This is a genomic window from Mesorhizobium sp. M3A.F.Ca.ET.175.01.1.1 (genome assembly GCF_004791945.1).
Taxonomy (GTDB): domain Bacteria; phylum Pseudomonadota; class Alphaproteobacteria; order Rhizobiales; family Rhizobiaceae; genus Mesorhizobium.
In genome coordinates this window covers 661,781-681,501 of sequence record NZ_SRTP01000001.1, presented here as the reverse complement: position 1 = coordinate 681,501, position 19,721 = coordinate 661,781, and the positions used below count along the sequence as shown (strand labels likewise).

Annotated in this window: 26 protein-coding genes and 1 tRNA gene; 18 read left to right on the top strand and 9 right to left on the bottom strand. The window is 58.3% G+C overall.

Translation table 11 applies throughout. The annotated features are described in order from the left end of the window. Positions 1–156: 156 nt before the first annotated feature. From EN818_RS03435 to EN818_RS32535, 16 genes are all read left to right on the top strand, one after another. The gene (locus EN818_RS03435; protein ID WP_095808281.1) at positions 157–423 is read left to right on the top strand and encodes a helix-turn-helix transcriptional regulator; all 267 of its coding nucleotides are present in this window, start codon (positions 157–159) and stop codon (positions 421–423) included. A 172-nt stretch (positions 424–595) separates the two neighbouring features. After that, entirely contained in the window at positions 596–1,054 is a 459-nt protein-coding gene (locus EN818_RS03430) for a YbaK/EbsC family protein (RefSeq protein ID WP_095808280.1), read from the top strand. An 82-nt stretch (positions 1,055–1,136) separates the two neighbouring features. Continuing rightward, positions 1,137–1,769 carry a LysE family translocator gene (locus EN818_RS03425; RefSeq protein WP_095808403.1) on the top strand — a complete coding sequence of 211 codons (633 nt, stop codon included), beginning with the start codon at positions 1,137–1,139 and terminating at the stop codon, positions 1,767–1,769. 272 nt (positions 1,770–2,041) lie between these two features. Then, the gene (locus EN818_RS03420; RefSeq protein ID WP_135904013.1) at positions 2,042–3,268 is read left to right on the top strand and encodes a tyrosine-type recombinase/integrase; all 1,227 of its coding nucleotides are present in this window, start codon (positions 2,042–2,044) and stop codon (positions 3,266–3,268) included. 161 nt (positions 3,269–3,429) lie between these two features. Next, positions 3,430–3,639, top strand: coding sequence for a DNA-binding protein (locus EN818_RS03415; RefSeq protein ID WP_095808278.1), 210 nt, complete (start codon positions 3,430–3,432; stop codon positions 3,637–3,639). Positions 3,640–3,715: 76 nt separating this feature from the next. After that, on the top strand, positions 3,716–3,982 hold the full coding sequence (locus tag EN818_RS03410; protein WP_135904011.1) for a hypothetical protein: 267 nt from the start codon (positions 3,716–3,718) through the stop codon (positions 3,980–3,982). Continuing rightward, complete coding sequence (locus EN818_RS03405) at positions 3,963–5,666, top strand: DUF3987 domain-containing protein (protein WP_135904009.1); 1,704 nt, start codon at positions 3,963–3,965, stop codon at positions 5,664–5,666. The genes EN818_RS03410 and EN818_RS03405 overlap by 20 nt, the downstream gene beginning before the upstream one ends. A 140-nt stretch (positions 5,667–5,806) precedes the next feature. Beyond that, a complete protein-coding gene (locus EN818_RS03400) occupies positions 5,807–6,001 on the top strand; it encodes a hypothetical protein (RefSeq protein WP_135904007.1) in 195 nt (64 codons plus the stop codon). Positions 6,002–6,435: 434 nt separating this feature from the next. Then, entirely contained in the window at positions 6,436–6,774 is a 339-nt protein-coding gene (locus tag EN818_RS03395; protein ID WP_135904005.1) for a P27 family phage terminase small subunit, read from the top strand. Continuing rightward, positions 6,774–7,070, top strand: a complete 297-nt coding sequence (locus tag EN818_RS03390) for a hypothetical protein (RefSeq protein ID WP_135904003.1) — start codon at positions 6,774–6,776, stop codon at positions 7,068–7,070. The genes EN818_RS03395 and EN818_RS03390 overlap by 1 nt, the downstream gene beginning before the upstream one ends. A gap of 436 nt (positions 7,071–7,506) precedes the next feature. Beyond that, on the top strand, positions 7,507–8,289 hold the full coding sequence (locus EN818_RS03385; protein ID WP_135904001.1) for a hypothetical protein: 783 nt from the start codon (positions 7,507–7,509) through the stop codon (positions 8,287–8,289). A gap of 240 nt (positions 8,290–8,529) precedes the next feature. Beyond that, entirely contained in the window at positions 8,530–9,255 is a 726-nt protein-coding gene (locus EN818_RS03380) for a hypothetical protein (protein ID WP_135903999.1), read from the top strand. Continuing rightward, complete coding sequence (locus EN818_RS03375; protein WP_135903997.1) at positions 9,256–9,873, top strand: hypothetical protein; 618 nt, start codon at positions 9,256–9,258, stop codon at positions 9,871–9,873. Next, the gene (locus tag EN818_RS03370; protein WP_135903995.1) at positions 9,866–10,045 is read left to right on the top strand and encodes a hypothetical protein; all 180 of its coding nucleotides are present in this window, start codon (positions 9,866–9,868) and stop codon (positions 10,043–10,045) included. The genes EN818_RS03375 and EN818_RS03370 overlap by 8 nt, the downstream gene beginning before the upstream one ends. After that, entirely contained in the window at positions 10,038–10,616 is a 579-nt protein-coding gene (locus EN818_RS03365) for an HK97 family phage prohead protease (protein ID WP_135903993.1), read from the top strand. The genes EN818_RS03370 and EN818_RS03365 overlap by 8 nt, the downstream gene beginning before the upstream one ends. Next, positions 10,613–10,786 carry a hypothetical protein gene (locus EN818_RS32535; protein ID WP_189523762.1) on the top strand — a complete coding sequence of 58 codons (174 nt, stop codon included), beginning with the start codon at positions 10,613–10,615 and terminating at the stop codon, positions 10,784–10,786. The genes EN818_RS03365 and EN818_RS32535 overlap by 4 nt, the downstream gene beginning before the upstream one ends. A 27-nt stretch (positions 10,787–10,813) precedes the next feature. On the opposite strand, the gene EN818_RS03360 is transcribed toward EN818_RS32535, so the two are convergent. After that, entirely contained in the window at positions 10,814–11,227 is a 414-nt protein-coding gene (locus EN818_RS03360; protein WP_210237120.1) for a DUF4145 domain-containing protein, read from the bottom strand. A gap of 433 nt (positions 11,228–11,660) precedes the next feature. Here EN818_RS03360 and EN818_RS03355 point away from each other — a divergent pair, with 433 nt between their 5' ends. Further along, a complete protein-coding gene (locus EN818_RS03355) occupies positions 11,661–11,942 on the top strand; it encodes a hypothetical protein (protein ID WP_135903991.1) in 282 nt (93 codons plus the stop codon). 57 nt (positions 11,943–11,999) lie between these two features. Here the strand turns inward: EN818_RS03355 and EN818_RS03350 are convergent, their stop codons facing one another. Continuing rightward, complete coding sequence (locus EN818_RS03350; protein ID WP_135903989.1) at positions 12,000–12,494, bottom strand: hypothetical protein; 495 nt, start codon at positions 12,492–12,494, stop codon at positions 12,000–12,002. 3 nt (positions 12,495–12,497) lie between these two features. Further along, positions 12,498–13,397 (bottom strand): thermonuclease family protein, encoded by a 900-nt coding sequence (locus tag EN818_RS03345; protein ID WP_281036001.1) that lies wholly within the window; start codon positions 13,395–13,397, stop codon positions 12,498–12,500. Positions 13,398–13,653: 256 nt separating this feature from the next. Between EN818_RS03345 and EN818_RS03340 the strand changes: the two genes are divergently transcribed. After that, positions 13,654–14,265 (top strand): hypothetical protein, encoded by a 612-nt coding sequence (locus EN818_RS03340; RefSeq protein WP_245518792.1) that lies wholly within the window; start codon positions 13,654–13,656, stop codon positions 14,263–14,265. Positions 14,266–14,342: 77 nt separating this feature from the next. Here EN818_RS03340 and EN818_RS03335 read toward each other — a convergent pair whose 3' ends face one another. The 6 genes from EN818_RS03335 to EN818_RS03310 all read right to left on the bottom strand — a co-directional run bounded on the left by EN818_RS03335 (position 14,343) and on the right by EN818_RS03310 (position 19,719). Then, positions 14,343–15,932: a recombinase family protein gene (locus EN818_RS03335; RefSeq protein WP_245518795.1), complete on the bottom strand. Its 1,590-nt coding sequence runs from the start codon at positions 15,930–15,932 to the stop codon at positions 14,343–14,345. 943 nt (positions 15,933–16,875) lie between these two features. After that, on the bottom strand, positions 16,876–17,172 hold the full coding sequence (locus EN818_RS03330) for a hypothetical protein (RefSeq protein ID WP_135903985.1): 297 nt from the start codon (positions 17,170–17,172) through the stop codon (positions 16,876–16,878). Between the two features lie 77 nt (positions 17,173–17,249). Continuing rightward, positions 17,250–17,549: a hypothetical protein gene (locus tag EN818_RS03325; protein ID WP_135903983.1), complete on the bottom strand. Its 300-nt coding sequence runs from the start codon at positions 17,547–17,549 to the stop codon at positions 17,250–17,252. A gap of 286 nt (positions 17,550–17,835) precedes the next feature. Then, a complete protein-coding gene (locus EN818_RS03320; RefSeq protein WP_135903981.1) occupies positions 17,836–18,165 on the bottom strand; it encodes a hypothetical protein in 330 nt (109 codons plus the stop codon). A gap of 228 nt (positions 18,166–18,393) precedes the next feature. Then, positions 18,394–18,470: transfer RNA gene (locus EN818_RS03315), tRNA-Pro, on the bottom strand. Positions 18,471–18,507: 37 nt separating this feature from the next. Then, positions 18,508–19,719 (bottom strand): O-antigen ligase family protein, encoded by a 1,212-nt coding sequence (locus EN818_RS03310; protein WP_129553988.1) that lies wholly within the window; start codon positions 19,717–19,719, stop codon positions 18,508–18,510. Positions 19,720–19,721: the final 2 nt, after the last annotated feature.

The window sequence follows — 19,721 nt, the reverse complement described above, 5'->3', positions numbered from 1 at the left end:
AATGGCGGAATTGCGCGGTTTTCGCGGCCATTTGCGGGTCACGATGGCGTGACGCCGTGACGAGCGGCTTGGCAAATCACCTGTTAACGATCATTCTCCCGCCCGTCTCAGGCAACGCCAGCATTTCATCATTCTGTTTCACCCCAAGGAGTTGCCATGCCCAACACCGCAAGAAACGCAGTTTCCAGCGAAATGATTGCTGCGCCCGGCTACAACGCCCTCAAGGCCGTGCGCGAAACCAGGGGATATACAATTGAGGAGCTTTCTTTGACCTGCGGTTTGGCCGTTGGCGAGATCATCGACATCGAGGATGGCAGGGACGCCGATCCCGTCAAACTCCGACGTATCGCTTCCGCGCTGCAGATGCCGGAAGAGGAATTGATCAGCGTACCCGCCGTGGAAAGCCGGCCGACGCGACAATAGAGGTGCGCACTCAGGGACCGAAAGCCCGCCAAGGCCTTGCCAGGCGGGCTTTTTTGCGTCTCCGACGATTGGCCACCGGCTCTTGCCAATCGGCGGCGCCCTATGTGCCAATCCCGTCCGTCGCCGGTCGATTCGCTGGCGCCGACTGGCATCCTCTCCGACGAGGTTAGAGATGAGCTTGGAATCGGTCCGCGCATTCTTCGCCGAACATGCGCCCGACATCGAGGTGATCGTCACCGAGGCCAGTTCTGCGACGGTGGCGCTGGCCGCCGAGGCCCATGGCGTGCTGCCGGAGCAGATCGCCAAGACCATCTGCCTGCGTGTCGGCGACGAGACCATGCTGGTGGTGACAAGCGGCACCGCCAGGCTCGACAACCGCAAGTGCAAGGACACTCTCGGCGGCAAGCCGCGCATGCTCGACGGCGAGCAGGTGCTTGCGGCAACCAGCCATCCGCCCGGCGGCGTCTGCCCGTTCGGCCTGCCGGCGCCGCTGCCGGTCTATTGCGACGTCACGCTGCGAGCCTTCGACGAGGTCGTTCCCGCCGCCGGCGCCACCAACGCCGCCGTGCGCATCACGCCGCAACGCATGGCCGAGCTCGTCGATGCCAAATGGGTCGACGTTTGCCAGTAGCGTGCTGGTGAAGGCGCCTGAATCGCAGAGGAACCTCGAAGCCGGCCAAACGGTTGGGAGTAGACGATGCGAGTCAGCCAAGATGAACCCGGCGCACTGGATAGCCTTTGTTGGAACTGTCATCCTGCTACAGATGCCACCAGGCCCGGACAGCATGCTTGTCATGGCCCGTGGCATCGGCCAGGGGCGTGGAGTTGCCTTGTTTACGGTGTTGGGGATGACAGCCGGCGCCGGCATGGTGCAACTTCCGTTGATCGCGATTGGAGTTTCATCGCTCGTAAGAGCGTCGCCGTTTGCCTTTGCAATGCTGCAATGGATGGGAGCAGCCTATCTGATTTGGCTTGGCGTGCGGCTGATCTTCGCGTCGCCCGCTATGGCGTCCCAGCAAGTCAGGGACATCAAGCCGCTCGCCGCTGCACGGGAAGGGATGGTTGCCAATCTGATCAACCCTTGGCCCATCACTTTCATGGTTGCATTTCTGCCTCAGTTTGTCGAACCGCATGGCAGTTCGGTGACATCGCAACTCTTGCTGCTAGGGGCGACTCAGAAATTGACGGGCGTTCTGGTGCTAGGAGCCTATGCTCTCGCGGCCGGTTCGATCGGCGCCTGGATTATGGCGCGCCCTCATGTGCGGCTCTGGCAGCAGCGAATTGCCGGATGCGTCATCGTCGGATTGGGGGTCCGTTTGGCTTTGGGTAACGGCACAAGCCGCTAAGAGCAGAAGCCGTTCGATGTGTCGACGGTGCTGAAAGACTTGGGGACATCAAGGATTTAAATGGTCGGAGTGGCCGGATTCGAACCGACGACCCCTTGACCCCCAGTTTTAAAATACAGCTTTCATTGGCTATCTGATCGTATCATTCTGCTGTGCAAGAGATTGAAAAATATAGGCAATGGCAGAGACGGCAACTTAGGCCCTCTTGACTATTCTGCCGCGACGGCGTAATCCCTGGCTATAATCTGGCTACAAAATGGGATTTGGCGGGTATGAAGATAACGGCCGACACCGTGGCAGAGGCGATGAAAACAGCGCTTCCGAACAAGACCAAGTTCTATTTTGACGACGACCTGGCCGGGTTTGGGTTTTATCGAACGACCACGGGCACAGGCACTTGGTTCGCTGAGTTTCGGCCTGTGGCTGGCGGCAGCAAGAGGCGGCTGAAGCTCGGGCGCGTCGGCACGCTCAAGGCGAACGAGGCGCGCGAGGCGGCACGCAAGGCCATCGCCAACGCGGCGCTTGGCAAAGACCTAGCGAAAGATCGATCGGATGAGCGTGCGAGCGGTACGGTGCAGCAGTTGGTAGAGGATTACATCGCCGGCAAGGAGATGAAAGAATCCAGCCGCTCGTTTTACCGGATCACCTTGAAGACACACATCGAGCCGCATCTCGGAACGATGAAGGCTGTTGCGGTAACCCGAGTCGATGTCCAGCGTGCGCACAGCAAAATGTCGAAAAAAGCGCGCTATAGCGCTAACCGAGCCGTGGCGCTGCTCTCCGCCGCTTTTGTTTGGGGATCCAAACGTGGCTATGTGCCGGAAGGGATGAACCCCGCCGCCGCGATAGAGCGCAACAAAGAGGAGTCGCGGCAGGTCTACCTCACCGAAGACGAGATGATTCGTCTAGGCGAGGCGTTGCGCGAGGCGGAAACGATAGGCATTCCGCACAAACCCTCCGAATCGAAACACGCCGCGAAAGAGAAAAACCGAACGATCTACGGCCCGCACGTCACCGGCGCCATCCGCCTCCTGATGCTGACTGGTTGTAGGTTGCGCGAAGTCCTCAACCTACGCTGGACGGAATACGACAGTAAGCGTGGGCTACTGCTACTGCCGGACAGTAAGACGGGAAAAAAGACGGTTGTTCTGTCGGAGGCAGCGCAGGCCGCTCTCGATGGCCTTCCGCGTGTGGGTGTCTACGTGATAGCCGGCCAATCCGCCGCAACCGACAAAGAGAAGCCGCGAGCCGACCTCAAGAAACCGTGGGCGGCGATAGCAGGTAGGGCAAGGCTCACTGACGTGCACCTGCACGACTTGCGACACACTTTTGCAAGCGTGGGCGCTGGTGACGGCATGTCGTTGCTGACAATCGGAAAGCTACTCGGTCACGCCGACGCCGCAACGACACAACGGTACGCGCATCTTCATGTCGACCCGACGCGCGCCGCAGCCAACGCTATTGCCGGCAAGATTGCCGACGCCATTAGTGGCAAATAAGCAACAGTCACTCTCGGCAACGCTATGAGGCAGTCTGACACGAAGTGTAAAGATCGGCGCCAAAACCCTATATATAGGATGTGCTGACGCGCAGGGGTCATAGATACGGTGTCTGGCCTCGCTGACCAGCACGGCGCACACAACCGTTTGCGGGAGGGACTATGACTACCAAGATGCGCACGCCGGCCGCGGCTGCATATATCTCCAAATCACCTTCGTGGCTCAATAAGTCGCGACTGGATGGCACCGGACCATCCTTCATGCGGCTCGGCTCTACGATTGTTTACGACAGCGCCGACCTTGACGCTTGGATGGCTTCCAAGCGCGTCGCTGCCAACGACAATGCCCAGATCGCGGCGAGGGCGGCCTAGCCTCCTCTACCAACAACAAAAGAGCGCCGCCGAACGGTCGCCACGCAACCCCGAGACTCAATCGGAAATCATCAAATTGATAATCAGATCACCACGGGCGATGCGCCAAGCGCCATCATCTAAGGGCTTTACTACGCTCGGAAAATTCAACCTTCAGGTCACCGACGACGTCATCATTTTCGACTGCAGCCTGGTCAGGGCGCCTGACGGCAACATCCTGCTCTACGGGCCAAGCCAGATTGGCGGAGCCGCGACGCTGTCTGTGTCGCGAGACGCACGCCTGGCAATCATTGATATGGCGCTGAGCGCTTTGGGGATTTTTGATGACCAGCGCGCAGCGTGAGCAAGGCCAGGCGCTTCTTGAACAACTGCGCGACCGTTACGGCGGAGAGATCGAATATCCCTATTTGAAAGGCTGCATTGTAGCTGGCCAGGCGTGCGACCTCTATATCGCAGCGGCCGGCAATATCGGCGCGCAGACGAAGGCTGAAGGATACTCCTGGCGCGAGCTAATGAAGTTCGTGCGCATGGATCTCGGTTTGCCGGATCCGCGGCGAGAGGCTGCAAACCAGAACGGCCCGGTCGATCTTTGGGCAAACCGGTCAAGCCCAGCGTTGCCGCCAGACCTCCTGCCGGAACAGATATCGGATTTCGCCGACATTATGGCCGACACCATGGGCGTCGACAACGGCGGCCTGGCTATGGCGGCGCTTACCGTCTGTGCGGCGGTGATACCCGACAGCATCAAGATCCAGCCGAAAGAACATGACGCGTCTTGGCAGGAGTCGGCTCGTATATGGACGGCCGAGATCGGCTTGCCGTCAACCAAGAAGTCACCGCTGGTGGCCGCGGCAGCGCGGCCCCTTAAGGCTCTCGATCGCGGCCTGTATGACACATTCGCGGAGGCAAAAGAGCGGTACGACGCACTCGACCCAAAAGACCGGAAGGCGGCCGACAAGCCGCGCCATACGCGCCTGCGGCTCGAGGACACAACGACCGAGGCCGCGCAGGAGGTTCTAAAGGACAGCCCTGACGGCCTGCTCCTGATACAGGACGAACTTTCCGGCTGGTTCGGCGCCATGGACAAGTATGGCGGCGGCGGTCGAGGTTCGCAAAAGGACCGCGCCTTCTGGCTTCAATCGTTCAATGGCGGAAGCTACACGGTCAATCGAGTCGGACGCGGCGCGTCGTTTATCCCCAACCTCTCGGTTTGCTTGCTCGGCGGTATCCAGCCGGAGTTAATCCGATCGATCGCACGCGACACGCACGACGACGGACTTCTCCAGCGGTTGTTTCCGATCGTGCTGCGGCCAGCCAAACTCGGCAAGGATGTTCCGATGCCGGACGTCTCCAAGGCCTACGAGGCCTTGGTCGTGAAGTGTCACCAACTGCGCAAGCCAATTCGCGGCGGCATGCAGGAGACGCCAGTTCGCTTTTCTGCAGCGGCGCAGCGCGTGTGGGAAGAGGTCACTCGCCGCAACTTCGAACTTGCGGCAAGTTGGGAAACCGTCAACGTCAAGCTTGCCGCCCACATTGGAAAATATGACGGTCTGTTCGCCAGGCTTTGCCTGCTGTGGCATTGCATTGAAGCCAAGGGAGATAGACCGGCAAGCGTCATCAGCGAGGACGTTGTCGTCCGCGTGCGGGACTTTCTCTTCCGCTACCTCTACCCGCATGCCGTCGCCTTCTACACCGACGTCATCGGCCTATCAGACAGGCAGGACAAGGTATTGGCCGTCGCCGGTTGGATTCTGACGCACCGGCCCGCAAGTGTCACCATCCGCGCCGTGCGCCGTGGCGATCGGATCATGCGCGGCATGGACAACGAAGAGGCTGAGGCTGTGTTGCATCAGCTTGACGCCTTCGGCTGGCTGGACCCTGTTCTGACAACGCGCCGCGACAGCAAAGAATGGAAAGTAGACTCAAGGGTTTATGACCTATTCGACGAGCGGGCCGAAGAAGAGGCCGAACGTCGCTCCGCAATCCGAGAAATCATAGCCGGCAACGACGGGTTGCGGGCAGCGTAAATGCAAGTGTCACCAACCGTCCCTTGCGTGCGCGTTTAACAGAGTGAAAAAGGAGCTTTTCTTATAATGCGAATATTTGCTTTTCCGACTCCCGCGCGCAATGGCCAGTTGGTGACACTTCAATATTTGGAAGATCATCAATGTTTGCAATCGAACCCTACAGCGCTGAACGCCAGCGATTCATCAAGAACGACAAAGGCGGACTGGACGTCTTTTGGGAACCATGCCGCGTAATCGGTGTGAGTAAGGATGATGGCGAGTTGGTCTTTATCGTTGAGACCCAGCACGGCCGCGACCGCATGCTTGAGACTGAAACGTACGTGAGGCGCGCATGATTAAAGCACCACCGGCCAATGAGACCGTCTCAGTGCGCAAGATCAGTTGGTCGGATCTCTATCGACTTCGACCTGACCTGGCGCCCAAGCCAGCGAACGACAATCAGTGTCCTACCCAAAGCGCAGCAACCGCAGCCAAGTACGACACGGCAAGCATCAAATAAGCGATCTGCAGGTAGGTCATAGGTCGTCCTCTCGTTTGGGCGACCTCCCAAATACTACCCCGTTTTCGTTCCCGCAAAGGGAAAGTCGTCGGAGTTTTCCCATACAGCAAGATGCAGCCAACTGCTGACTCAGGGTGGAGGGGTACCTCCATCTCTAGAGGCATCGACTCCACAGACCGCCGTGGCCGCACAGTGCGCAATCGCCTTGCCCAAAATGAAATGGTTGCGGCCTGCAGCCAAAACCCGAAGCGAAACCGAGCTTAAAAACGAATGCAAACGTTCAAAATTCCGACGCACCTGCGCGCACCGACGCGGAAGTGGGTCCGCAGCGTCATCGAAGACTTCGATTTCGAGAGCCACCATTTCCGTATCCTCGTTCGCGTTGCCGAAGCTTGGGACCGCGGCGAGCAGGCCCGTGAACAAATCGACCGCGACGGCATCACGGTGCCGGATAGGTATGGTGTGTTAAAGCAGCACCCTGCCATTGCTGTTGAGAGAGATTCGCGCACGGCTTTCTTTCGAGGCATTCGCGAACTGGCGCTTGACGGCGTCGGCTCGCCTTCGGCGCCAGGCATGCCGAGGACTCCGGATTATGGGAGTCGCCGCTGATGCCTGTTCGTCGCAAGATAGACCGCCACAGGCCCGCCGAACTGGCCGTTTGGCGCGATTGGTTCGCATGGGGGCATTGCTTTTTTGGCCACCTGTTGGACGCCGGCATTGTTGCGGAGCATCAGCAACAGCCCGACGAGGCCACGGCGCGTGCTGCCTGGCGTCGCTGTGGCGATGCGTTCCTGGCCGAATACGCGGCCGAACAGGCGCGCGAACGCTACCCAAACGAGGATCCGCCGCACGCGCTTGCCGCGTTCGGCCCGCCACGCGGAGGGCGTCGTTATGCCGGTTCGTAAGCGCACAAACCGCCGCGTCGAGCGTGCTGATTTCCCTGGGTCGCCAGAACTGCGGGAGGCCTTCGACGCCTACATCGCCAGCGAGCCGCAACAGCCGGCGAGCGCCTGGCCCGAATTCATCGTGCTCGGCGACTTGCTCCAGGCGGCTGGTGCGCCTGTCGAGCCGCTCTTGGCCGGATGTTGCTGTTGGCATCCTCGCGGGGGATCGGCGTGGCCGGTGGAGCTTGCGGTGTATCGAAGGCTGGTGGCGTGAGTTCAATCGCGCTGGCGTGCCTGACGCGACAAAGGCGGTAACGGCTCGCCCCCGCAGGAGAACCGCCACCGCCCCAGCCCCGCAACAACGCCTATTAGCAAAGGCTAATTCAAGTTTGTGTGCAATGCAACATGTTTTTCGCACTGCAATATGGCCACAGAGGCACGATTTTGAGAGAGGTAGATGATGCAATCTGCTCGTAAGGAAATTCTCAAGGAAGCAGACGCCTTCCTGAGGAAACATCCCGAGCCGAAGCAAGCCGCGGTGCGCGTTCGTTACCGCGGTGGCAGGCCGGCGCTGAATTGGCTGGCGAAGCACGACCCCGCCGCTGCCGCTGCCCTGTGGCTTATTGCGCGTGAGCGCTTGCCGCAGGCCGCAAATGACAACCACGTTGCGGAAGGCCTCGCTGTCGACCACAGCCGCAAAGACGGCCGGCCACGGGGCAAAAACCCGGATCCGCGCTCGCTCGACGCATATCTGGCGCTTCCGTCGATACAGCCTCGCCTTGGCGATGCCGAGCCGCAGCCGGCACGTCTTGGCCGATGGGATGGAGAGTCGCGCGGGATCACGATCAAGCCGCAGCGCCAGCCCGGCGAATACAAGAACTTCGCGTTCGGGAGGTATACGAAATGCCTTCCCGCCATAGCTGAAGGAGCGTTATTCATCGGTGCCATTGGCGGACTCGGACAGCCGAAGATAGGCAAGCGCCGCGGCGACATACGGCGCGTCGAGGAGCCAAAGATGCCGATGCTGCCCGAGGAGATAGAAAAGGTGATCGAAGTCATCATGGCCGGTGGAAACGTTGCTGACGTCGGCTTGGCATTCGGCGCGCGAGGCGGTGGCGCCGATCGTCGTGGCGGCAAGGAGCTACGCGATGCCGGTGCGTGGGCAAAGACCTCAGTTGCGAATGACAACTGGCTCACCAGTGCAGCAGCAGGTTCAAGATCAGTGGCAATAGCGGGATGAGCTTGAAGACCTCTTCTCGAGAGAGGTGCCACCACTTGCGTTTTTTGGGAGTTAGCCTGCGCATACAATTCTCCATTTGAAAACTCAAATTGAGAATCGTTTCGGGGCGATTTCTTATGTGGATCATGCCGGACCCGACTAGGCAAGAGGGAGCGATTCGAAAAAACGGGCTTTTTTATCGCAATCTCCGGCAACTGTTTGCTTTTACTCAGTTCTTTGTTGCTGTGAAAGGCGGGTACGATGGCGCCTTTTTACCACATGGGAGATCCCAGGTGCCAAATCGTGGACGCTAAAACCCTAAGGGTAACGGCAACTCAGCGGTCGCCGCCAATCAGTTTTCGCCATTCCGGAAGTACCGCAGGCGATAGCTCGCGCTTCGGCGCGGGCTTTTTATTTGCCCAAACACGCGCAATTCGCGCGCTTTTCCAAAAGGACAAAATCATGCCCAACCTTGCCGCCTCTGTGGCGGCTTTGAGCTATTGCGGCTTCAAAGCTGCCAAAGCGCGCACCGTCGCGCGTCGCCTCACTGAAGAACGCCTAATTGAGCCGGGTGCGCCTGGCGTGGCCGTGGAAATCACGCCTGCCGACTTTGCGCTCTTGCTCCTTGCCGTCGCCTCTGGCGCTCCGCTGCGCGCCGTGGCCGACGTTACCGCCAACCTGGCTTCCTGCGTTCCGAACGGCGTGGACGTGAACGTCATGCCGGAATCAATTCGGCCGGCGCAGCGTACCGCGTTCGACTATTTGCATGACCTTGTTTGGTCGCCTGACACGTCGCCGATCACCGCTGTCGAGGTTTGCGAGACGTTTCCTGAAGTCGTGTTCCACACGCGTGATGGCGTCCTCCGATTCCAACCTGCCGGCGCACTGGCTGGTCATTGGGCCGGCAATAAGCAGCGCCGCGCCACAACCATTCCGGCAAGTGCGATTGCGCTCGCGGCTAGAAAGCTTTTCGCAGGAGAACGCTAAATGATCATTCACAAGATTAAGAAGCCCAAGCCCGACGCTCGGCCGGCCAAGGTTGCGCCGCCTAAACTGAGTTTCGTTGCCCTGACGGCACGGCAGGCGCTGCCCTCGCTTGGCGAGGATGAAGACAGGCGCGAAGCCATTTTCAAAGACCGCGCAGCCCATGTCGCGGAGCGCAAGGCACTGCAGGCCGAGATTGAAGCCGACAAGACACTTGACATCGCGCCTGAGGTTGCCGCGCTGATCGGTGAGGCACCCTCAGCCAAGGCGCAGAAACGCGAGCGTGTTGCCGAGTTGCGCCGCCTCGAGACGGTGGCTGGTCAGGCTATAGAACTGATCCAAAGGCGCATTGCTGCAGCCCGTCCAGCAGCCGAGCGCGCTATCTGTGCCGCGGCTCGCCCGGAAGCCGAGAAGCGTGTCGCCGCATTGGTTGAGGCGCTCCGCGCCGTTGACGTCGCGCACATCGAACTCACCGACATGTTCCTGGCAATCGAGGCGGAAGGCGCGTCGACGGATGGCTTGGGACAGATTCGCCCCCATTTCTTGGGCTCCGCACAGGACCCGCAACGCAAGATTGCTCAATACCTGAAGGAAGTGCGGGAGGCTGGCTACGATGTCTGAACACCGTGAACTCGAGCGCGCCAGCGGCGGCCGCATTAGTCCGGCAGAATGCATGATTAGGATGCCTGGCGAAACAAAGTACGAAAAGCGGAGAAAGACCACCAAGGAGATCGCGCTTCAAATCTCCCTCAACAAGATCGACAAGAAGGTTAAGGCGCTCAAGGATGGCTGACATTATTGCAGGCTATGCCCTCGAATGGATGGCGGCCGCAAATATCGGCGGCCTCTATATCGAGCGATTCAAAAAGGGCGCTTTCGATAAGTCGCTCATCCAGCATCCGGACGTCCTTTGCCTCTTCGCGCACGACAGTTCAAAGCCGTTGGGCCGCGGGTCCAACGGCACGCTCAAGCTGATTTCAGACAGCATCGGCTTGCGGTATGAACTTACGCCGAATCCGGAGTCCCCTATGGGGCAGGAGATCATTGCCACGGTCGGCCGTGGTGATGTTGGAGAGGTGTCGGTGTGTTTCTACCCAGAAATTGAGGAGTGGGACGACACTGACGATATTCCTCGGCGCACCATCACGCAGGCCGCGCTTGAGGAAATTAGTTTGCTGGTCTGGGGCGCGTACGGCAAAGCCACCTCGGCAACCTTGTACAAGCGCTCGCCGCTTCTTGACTCTATGGACAACGCCGCCAACGCCAGGCGCCGCGTTTCGGAGGCGGCTGACTTTGCTGCTCGCAAGGCCGCATCAATACAGCGCGCCGAGATGGAGATGAAGATTCGGGGCTACGCCGTATGAGGCCGCGCGAGGGCGCCTTCCTTGCCGACGCCGAGCCCAAAGTGCTCCTGCCCAACGGCCAGCGGATTAAGATCGCTGGCCCTTACGGCAACTTTCGCGATGGCGACACGGTGAGCTTTTCGGTCGTTACCGAATACAGCTTCTACTCGCAGCCGGCCGTTCGTGCATAGCCTGGAAATTGTGGCGTAAGTCGTGTTCTAACCGCCGCTCTTATCCTCGATCTGCTTGGGTGCGTCCCGCTTTTCAATGGCCTGCTTCGCACCATCGGGCAGACTATCAAACATGGCATCAATGTGCTTTGGTTGGCTGATCAAGGTGTCCGCAATCAAGTTCACCAAGCCGAACAGCTTTTCGGCGGTTGGGCGATCATCCTTCAGGTCGATTTGACCAGGGTGGACTGCATTATTGCCGACGACACGGACGACGTCGAGCGCCCGTTGAATGCGCTTGTCGAGACCTTTCTGAACCAAAGCAGCAATATCCGCGTCGATGTTCTTTCCCTTTTCGCCAAGGTGGACACAAAGCCGCTGCACCGCTTGGCGAAGAAGCGCTGCGGCGCTTCTCGGCGACGTTTTGAGAACTACGCCGGCTTCATCATAGTCGGCGCGCACGTCGTCTGGCAAATCCACATTCGGATCTGGTGCCTTCGGTCGAAGGTGGCCATATGAGATTGTCGTGAACCCAAATCGATATCTTGCGGCATTCATAGCAATTCGAGAAATGCACGTTGATTGCTTGATTGCGCGACTGGTCATTAACTTTGTCGAAGAACGGGTATCCAGAAGATGCTTTTTTGATCCATTCTAGCATCTTCCTCCTGTCATCAACTTCCATGTCGTCGAAGACGCTCAGATCGTCGGTGCTCCTCCACAAACTTGGGGTTTGTGATTCAGTACCGACTAGGCCAGCAAACGCTCGAGACCAAAATTGTGTAGTCAGCACTCCACAGTGGGGACAATTGAAGGCCGTCAACTCTGTTGATGGTGGTACGTATTTGCCGCGCATTATTCTTCCTGCTTGGGTGCCTGCAATCAACAACGCGGGTTGCTGCTCTATTTAGCTAGTCCCTCCGCTATTTCCAAAGGAAAATCAACGACCATTACCGAACGCGCTCCGGCGCTGCTGCAGAGCCGTGCCGACAACAATGACAAAGTCGAAGTCCTCATCTGGCATAACGAGGATGCGCGAGCCGGCAAGAAGAAGAGTGGCCACTCCTTCACTACCACGCTGAGCCGTACGCAATGGGACGAACTCATCTCCGAACTCGACCAGCTTGAGAAGCGTCTCGATCTGGAGGCGCGTCATCGCAAGTTGGACGCCATCTGAGGCGTCTGTCGCCGCGGATCGCGCCGCCGTGAGGATCCATCCTCACAAATCAAAACTTTAGTATTCAATGCGATGAACCTCGAGATGTTTTTTGGCTTTTTCAATCAACACTCTGAATTCATTTATTCTGGTAATTGGGCTGAAGGTAGCCGAAATGCTTCCTGTGGATATGTTGAACAACGTCTTCCCGCGATTGTCATTAAAGAGGATAATTTTCAGACCGTCAATTTCATACTCCACTTCCGAAAATTTGAATCTGTCCGTTGTTATGTTGATTTTAGATAATCTATCTAAATTGGCCAAAAGCTTATCAAGGTTATCATATTGTACAAGAATTGCTGACGATTGCGGGTAGTCGGCCATGGTCGAGACTTCCACTTTGACGAAATATGCTACCTGTCTGCGGGCAGGGATTACAGCTTCTCGTGCCTCAATCTCAATCTTGCCCAGCCCCTCCATCTGGCCGACCGACGTATAGCCACGAATGACGATATCACTGGCCTCAAGCGGCTGAGATTCCGTTTCTGCCGAATGCGCATTTGCTAAATTCATCTTTTATCTCCTTGCCTTCCGCCAGCCGGCTGCCCGCGCTTCTGCCTCGCTGCAGAACCACCGCTCGCCTTTGCCCCGCGTGATCACCGTCTCGTCGTAATGCTCCTGCCCAGGCATGTGGTAAATGTGCTCGCCGGTGCTGACGCTGATATTGCCTTTGATAGTGCAACCTGAGCCGAGAAAGTCGAAGCCGGTCGATTGCTCAGTGACTGTCTCGACCTTCTCGGCATTAGCTTCGCGCCAATCCCAAGGCTGATCGAACTTGCCTTGCCAAACGCCGCGCCGAGCCGCCTTTGCCAAGCCTTGTTCGACGGAAAATGCCCCGTTCGAATAACGCGGCCAGTCGAGAGCCAAACCTTGCTCGACAAGCCAGCGTTGAACATTCCGACCGTCTGCCCGCTCGCAGTTTGCGACAAGCCTGCCATATCGATCGCGATCGACAAAGGTGCAGTGTATTGGCCGCGAAGCTGCCAGGAACTCGTCCAAGGCTTGGGCGGCGCGGCGCCCGCAGGGGTATTCGAAGCCCTTTGCGTCGTCGCAATACTGCCGGCTCTCCGGTGCGTCGATGCCATTGAAGCGGACCCGTTGGCCAGCAATCTCTACCGTGTCACCGTCGATAACGGAGGCGCGGCCTTGCATCGGCCCAGGCAGCGGCTCTATCCAATTTTTTATGCTGCTTTGAAGTCCAGTGATGCTTTGGACACCAGAAGGGTTTTGTTGGACGGCGGTGCGATGGATAGGGGACTGAGATTGAGTGACCGCCGCGGCAAGCGTACCAACGCCCGCCAAAAGTAGTCCCAAGAGCAGTCTCGGCGGTCGTCGCCGAGTCAGTCGTTTCGAGACGGCCCGCTTTCTCCAGCGGTCGGCCTGATCTGCACCTCGATGACGCTGGACCTTGCCCACGCCCCTCTCTCCCCAAGCGGAAGAGTGCTTCCAAAGCGGCTGTGAGTCCAGAGAGGCTAGTCGAAGGGCTTAGCCGGCGATCACGTCCCTAACAAAATGTTGGCGACGCGTGTCCCTGTGTTCAACATGCCAGCACTCGACCTTAGCAAACCGAGCTGAAAGATCATCGCCTTGCCCGCAAGCTCCACGCTGGCGGGCTTTTTCTCATAACCACTCATCCATCAAATTTTGCTAAAATACGAGGAACCGGAAGGCCTTGGCCGGCTTGAATCCCGGTTTCGGAGTAGCGAGTGCATGTATAAAGCATCTGTGGGGCTGGCTTTCATCAAGCCGCTTCGACCTTCTGCACCTCAACGGCCACGATCTGCGCGACATGCCGCTGAAGAACAGGCGCGAAGTCTTGCAGGCGGTGATCCCGACCGACGGCCGTATCCAGTTCTCGGAAGCACTGCCTGGCACTGGTGAGGCTGTCTACCGTCTTGCCTGTGAGGCCGGCCCTGAGGGCATCGTGTCGAAGCGCCTCGACAGCCTCTACGGCAGCGGCTCGACCATGAGCTGGCGCAAGATCAAGTGCTACGTAGAGAAGGAGATGGATATCATCGGCGTGAAACGAGAGACCGGAAAGCCGGACATGGTCCTTATGGCGGACAAGGGCCACTACATGGGCGGTGCCTTCGTGACCTTCAAAGCGGGCAAGCGCCAGGCGCTGTGGGATCGCGTGCAGGGCAAGGCCGGTGCCCTGCCGCCGAAAGGGCTGGCGAAGGAGAAGGCCGAGTGGCTGAAGCCCGGACTGGTCGGCCGGGTGAAGTTCCTGAAAGGCGAGGAGAAGCTTCGCCATGCATCCCTAGAGGATTTTCGCGAGGAGTAGGGCGGGGTAGCCCGTCAGCTCTTTCCAATGTGCATAAAGCCATCACGAACCTACACCGCTCTCTTCGCTCGTTGGCCTTAACGATCATAACGCAGGCCTTCTTGCAGCCGTTGACGCGCCCTTTTCTGTGCTGCTGAGACTACCGCCGATCTTGTGGTCGGGAAGCCTGCCAACCCATACGCTCTGATGATTGAGCCAAATCGTTCTACGAACACACGACACATCGGAAGTTCTGGATCAGCATTGATCAGCCCGATTGTGACGTAGCCGAATGTTGCATGTAACCGCCGAATTCCCTCTAGAAGCTCTGCGTCGGAGTATTTTCGCGTCCGTTGGCGGACCCTTACCCACGCTGCAGAGATGGTTCCCTTCATGGTAGTTGGGAAACCTGCTAAGTCATACGCGTTGAGCATCGACCCAAATCGCTCGATGAAAACCCTGCACACGGGAAGCTCTCGATCCGCATTGATCAGCGCCATTGTGACGTAGCCGAACGTCGCATGTAACCGCCGGATTCCGGCTAAGAGATCCTCATCGGAGTAGTTTCGATGAGCAATCGAGTAACGGCACTTGTACCCGACAGTCGCATACGCTGCTCGCAGATCGCCGAAGTGGTGGATATATGTTGGTGCGCAAGGCGTGTACGGGCAATCGTCGAGGAGTCTTGCAGACAGCTTGTTCTTCTCCCGAAGGAGGCGTCTGAGCTTCTTTGTCAAGTCCCGCTTCGTATAGGCGTAGCCACGCTTGTATCCCCTCTCTCGCTGCGCTTTCGCGAACTGCTTGGCGTCGACAATCGGATCCATAACACGCGTTCTGATCCAGAGGCCCGGAGGATTCCGTTTAGTTGTCCCCCGCATTTTCTGGGTGGTTCTATTGTAGACGTAAAAGCCGATCATCAACTCGCTGCTTAGGACGGTCTTTATGCGCCCGATGGCCCACACGCGGCCGTCGGTTGAAGGCACCCGCTCGTCATTCAATATCTTTACGATGCTGCTCATGCTTCGCTTCTGATCGACGAACATCCCAAAAATACGCCGGACGATCGTAAGCTCCTCAGGCGGCCCCGGAACGTAGATCACGCGGTCTGTGCTCAGGCCCTTTCGTTCACCCGGCCCGAGGAGAAATCGAGGCTGACCATCTTTCGTAATCAACATCCGCCTTGCCCCGTAGGGTACCGGGCCACCCTGTTTGAACCCAAGTCGAGCCTGCTGTGTCTGCGCCCTAAAAATTTTAGATGACAATTCCCGACTGTACTCGCCAGCCATCACCCGCTTCAGGTTCTTGACGATGGTCGAAACCATGCTGCCGTCGTTGTCGAATGGCTCGCCGCAATATTCCACAGCGACCCCGGCGTCTCTGCAGATAAATTCGTAGTGAGCGGATTGGTCCGTGTCCTGGAACCGCCCCCATCGGCTGACGTCCAGGACGAGGATTGCAGAATAAGTCCGTTGGCCCGTTACCACATCGGACAGCAACTGCTTGAGGCCATCTCTCCCCTTTAGGCTTAGACCACTTTTCCCTGCGTCGGCGTAAGTCTGGACGATTGCAAAGCCTTTCGCCTCGGCATACTCGGAAATGGCAGCAATCTGGTTCTCCAGCGAATAGCGCTGGTGCTCGGTTGACATGCGAATGTACTGCGCCGCCGGAACGCGGAGCACACACGACATCTCAGTCACTATAGTGGCTCCTCGACATGCTTGTCCCGAAGCTAACGATGACTGTAAAGATCGATATTACACCCGCAACGTGGCCTAGTCCAAGTAGATCAAAGGTCGTCCGTCGCACTCCTAACTGCACTGGGCGAGCAACTTGGCGCCAGCCACAGCATGATTTATACGCGATCGCGTATATCCGAAATTTATACGCAATCGCGTATAAATGTCGGCGCTGGAATCGATCTGGATTTCCGGGCTTTTGGCGCCTCTAGGTCGGACGTTGCACTCCCTGTGCTCTCTTCGTGCAGCGCATGTGCCACCTGCCGATAGGTATTGGCCACCAGCCGCTCGTGGACGATCGTCTCAACCAACTCTGGTTTAGTCCTGCCCGTCTCGGCCGTCAGTGGCTCGTCGGTGTGCGAATAGCCAGCCAACGTGAGTAGCAGCGCGGCACTTGTAAATCAGCCCGCCGTCAGCGAACAAAAAGAGAACGATAAAGTCAAGAGACCCTTGACCGATCAGGAATATGTTCCTCATTTCAGGTCATGCCCGAGCAACCGGAGAAGTGGCCGAGAGGTGCCGCCTGGACCCTGACGCATGCCCATGATGCCGGGCAGGTGGCCGGCATCCGCTGCGCACGCTGCAACGTCACGCGCTACTACAAGCCGCTCGAACTGCGAGAGGTGATTGGCAACGTCACCATCGATGACGTGAGGGACAAGGTTCGATGCCAGCAGTGCAAGGGCCGAGAATGGATGAGCGCGCAACTTTTCCATCCAACTGGCGAGCAAGCACACACGATTAGGTATCGCCGCCTAGTGGAGATCCGTTGGGAGAAGCGGGTGGTGTGGAGGGATGAGTAGTTGGCCGAGGAGATCGATCTAGGACAACGCGGCCGACGAGGGCCTGAGCTAACTCTCATCCCATCGTTGTACGAAAAGCCATTCCCAGAAAGCTATGCGGCCGGCTCTTTTGGGGATTCTGGAAACGACGTCATCGACACGTCTTGCCATTTCAGCATAAACGGACCCTGCGGCGTGATGATGCCTATGAAGTCATCACCACTGTGTAGAAAGATGTCTTTTTCCTTGTTGGCGCTCCAAACCGAGGGGCTCGGGATAGTTATCCTCGCGACGTCCCTTATGTCGAAATATTCACCGCCATACAGCAGGAGGTCTTGATGAAGCTTCTGTGCCTTTTGGAGCGACTCAATGGCTTGTCGCTGGTTCGCGCCCGCTATTAGGCTGCTCACGATGCCGACAGCCGCGGCTTCGGCAGCAAGCGTCCAACTCGGTGTTCCAAAGACCCCAATGGCGGACCCTGAGGGGCCTAGCGCTTTCGCTGCACTCGAGCGATCTCATCCACCTTCTCCCTGTTGTACAGTTTGATCTGCTCAATTTGGAGCCACGAGCCAGATGATACCATCACCCTCATCCACTCCGGTTTCGCAACAGAAACGATCTTTCCCCCGACATGCTGCACCATCCGATCGTCGATAGTCTGCTTGATCAGAGCGAATGCCTCTTGGGAGTATGCCTTGAAGAAAGCCGTGCCATCCATTCCGTCTATAACGGTCTCCCGTGCGAGAATTTGAAGATGACCTTCATTGAAAGTCGAAGCAGGCTTCAATCGCGTTTCAGAGACATCTGATATTGGAACATCGGCAGTACTACCCCGCTTTTCCGAACCACAACGCGGTCATCTTCAAGTTCAACTGTGCAGTAGACACCCGCAGCCAGCACGGCTTCCCCCCTAAAGAACCATACATTCGCGCAACCTCTATGCGCGCGCAAGCAGGCCTCGGGGACGACCGCGGTTGACCATTTCAGCGAAAAAGCACGTGGCCGGTTTGGTGCGCCTCGAAGCATTAGGGGAATGGAACCCCGGCCGCGGGGACCTTAGAAGCCACTGCCCCTTATCTGTACTGGAATAGCTCTAAAACCGTTCCAGGCCCGAACTTATCCATGAGGAACTGGCAGACTACGGGTTGGCTGCCCACGTTGCGGAAGGTCTGGAACCACTGGTTCTTCGCCGCTTTGTATCTTTGATACTCGCCCTCATCGGCCGACATATCGTAACCGATAGCGCCCATTTTGAACCACCCGGTTTCAATGTTCGGACAGTATTCCGGACCAGCTTCGCCTAGAGCATATAACTTTCGTCTGTCATCGACCGACTGAGCGAAACTTTGCGATGCAACAATCATCGTTGCGAAAGTGACCACGAGAATTTTGAACATAACCATTCCCCCCAGTCTCCCGACGAAAGCATAAAGTTGGGGGCCGTGCAATTGGCCGGACCCTACACTTAAAGGTCGTTTAGACCGGAGGTGGGATGTCCTGTGCCAGTGATCCGCCTTCCCGTCTGTCGAGAGGCAGGCGGGCTTTTCATTCGTGTGACGGTCTGCTGGCTACAATCTGGCTATAATTTTTTTAGCCACCTCTGGGGGAAATGACTAAGCCGTTGATTTTGTTGGTCGGAGTGGCCGGATTCGAACCGACGACCCCTTGACCCCCAGTCAAGTGCGCTACCGGGCTGCGCTACACTCCGGACCGGGTGGCGATGTATCGTGATAACCCGGTGCCGGTCAACCGAATTCGGCAAGGTATCGCCCCGACGAATTCCCCATGGCGAATTGCGGCCCTAGGCCCAGCCGCAAATGCTTCTGATGCCGGTATTCCAACGCGATCGCGCCCCAGATCAGGCCGAGCAGCAGATAGAGATGGCGCCAATGGTCGATGTCGATGAAGGTGCCGAGCCCGATATTGCCGAGATAGGCGACAAAGGCGCAGAGCAGATAGGGCTGCCACGGCCGGTCGCGCAAAATGATGCGAAAGCCTGCGCTGATGGTCCATAGCGTCAGCGTCAGGAATGACACGAAGCCGAGCCAGCCATAGTCCATCAGGGCCTTCAGCCAGATGTCGTGCGTGTCCTCGCCGAAGAGGGTGCCGAACACCAGCGGGCCGATGCCGAACGGGTGCTCCAGCGCCATCTGAAAGCCGATCGTGTAGCGGGCGAAGCGGCCGAGGCGGGCCGTGTCGTAGCTCTGCTCCAGATGCGCGCGCTGGCTGAACATGTCCGACACGCCGGGCAGTTGCAGGATGACGAGGATGGCGATCACGAGCAGGGCGAGCGCCGCGATCGTCATCACCACCAGCCGCAGCCTGAACCGGCTGCTTGCGCTCTGCAGGAAGAGGCAGGCGGTGAGCAGCACCGCCGACACGGCGAACATGCCCCAGGCGCCGCGCGAGAAGGAAAAGAAGATGCCGGCCGCGACGACGAGCAGCGGCACCGCAAGCAGCGGCATGCGCGACGCCGGCCCGGTCATCAGGAGATAGAGCAGGTAGGTGCCGGGCAGCACCAGGAACGGGCCGAACACGTTGGGGTCCTGGAAGGCGCCGGCGGCGCGGTCGTATTTGGTGAACATCTCGGCGCCCGGGAAGGCATGGAAATAGCCGGCTATGCCGAGCAGGGAGGTGGCGACCGCCGACACGACATAGGCGATGAAGATCAGGCGGTAGAGATCGGGCTGGACCGATGTCACCGAGGCGAAGAAGACCGCGCTGAAGGCGAGGAACAGCGAGACGGCGAGATAGAGCGGAGTGTTGGCAAGGTCCGACATCTGCGTCATCGCGATCATGCCGCCGATGTTCATCGCCACCAGCAGCACCAGCAGCGGCATGATTGCCCGCGAGATCCGCAAGCCGAACAGCGCCCAGACGGCGATCAGCGCGGCCATATAAAGCTCGTAAGGCGCGGGCTCGCTGATGACGAAGCCGGAGAGAAGAATGCCGAACATGA

Bases quoted from the DNA above. Each gene is read 5' to 3' on its own strand.
- EN818_RS03335 (WP_245518795.1), bottom strand. From the start codon at position 15,932: ATGTCGTGTGTGCTCCGCGTTCCGGCGGCGCAGTACATTCGCATGTCA.
- EN818_RS32535 (WP_189523762.1), top strand. From the start codon at position 10,613: ATGAGGCCGCGCGAGGGCGCCTTCCTTGCCGACGCCGAGCCCAAAGTG.
- EN818_RS03375 (WP_135903997.1), top strand. From the start codon at position 9,256: ATGATCATTCACAAGATTAAGAAGCCCAAGCCCGACGCTCGGCCGGCC.
- EN818_RS03430 (WP_095808280.1), top strand. From the start codon at position 596: ATGAGCTTGGAATCGGTCCGCGCATTCTTCGCCGAACATGCGCCCGAC.
- EN818_RS03390 (WP_135904003.1), top strand. From the start codon at position 6,774: ATGCCTGTTCGTCGCAAGATAGACCGCCACAGGCCCGCCGAACTGGCC.
- EN818_RS03320 (WP_135903981.1), bottom strand. From the start codon at position 18,165: ATGGTTATGTTCAAAATTCTCGTGGTCACTTTCGCAACGATGATTGTT.
- EN818_RS03425 (WP_095808403.1), top strand. From the start codon at position 1,137: ATGAACCCGGCGCACTGGATAGCCTTTGTTGGAACTGTCATCCTGCTA.
- EN818_RS03435 (WP_095808281.1), top strand. From the start codon at position 157: ATGCCCAACACCGCAAGAAACGCAGTTTCCAGCGAAATGATTGCTGCG.
- EN818_RS03310 (WP_129553988.1), bottom strand. From the start codon at position 19,719: ATGTTCGGCATTCTTCTCTCCGGCTTCGTCATCAGCGAGCCCGCGCCT.
- EN818_RS03415 (WP_095808278.1), top strand. From the start codon at position 3,430: ATGACTACCAAGATGCGCACGCCGGCCGCGGCTGCATATATCTCCAAA.
- EN818_RS03395 (WP_135904005.1), top strand. From the start codon at position 6,436: ATGCAAACGTTCAAAATTCCGACGCACCTGCGCGCACCGACGCGGAAG.
- EN818_RS03420 (WP_135904013.1), top strand. From the start codon at position 2,042: ATGAAGATAACGGCCGACACCGTGGCAGAGGCGATGAAAACAGCGCTT.
- EN818_RS03370 (WP_135903995.1), top strand. From the start codon at position 9,866: ATGTCTGAACACCGTGAACTCGAGCGCGCCAGCGGCGGCCGCATTAGT.
- EN818_RS03385 (WP_135904001.1), top strand. From the start codon at position 7,507: ATGATGCAATCTGCTCGTAAGGAAATTCTCAAGGAAGCAGACGCCTTC.
- EN818_RS03400 (WP_135904007.1), top strand. From the start codon at position 5,807: ATGTTTGCAATCGAACCCTACAGCGCTGAACGCCAGCGATTCATCAAG.
- EN818_RS03350 (WP_135903989.1), bottom strand. From the start codon at position 12,494: ATGAATTTAGCAAATGCGCATTCGGCAGAAACGGAATCTCAGCCGCTT.
- EN818_RS03365 (WP_135903993.1), top strand. From the start codon at position 10,038: ATGGCTGACATTATTGCAGGCTATGCCCTCGAATGGATGGCGGCCGCA.
- EN818_RS03405 (WP_135904009.1), top strand. From the start codon at position 3,963: ATGACCAGCGCGCAGCGTGAGCAAGGCCAGGCGCTTCTTGAACAACTG.
- EN818_RS03380 (WP_135903999.1), top strand. From the start codon at position 8,530: ATGGCGCCTTTTTACCACATGGGAGATCCCAGGTGCCAAATCGTGGAC.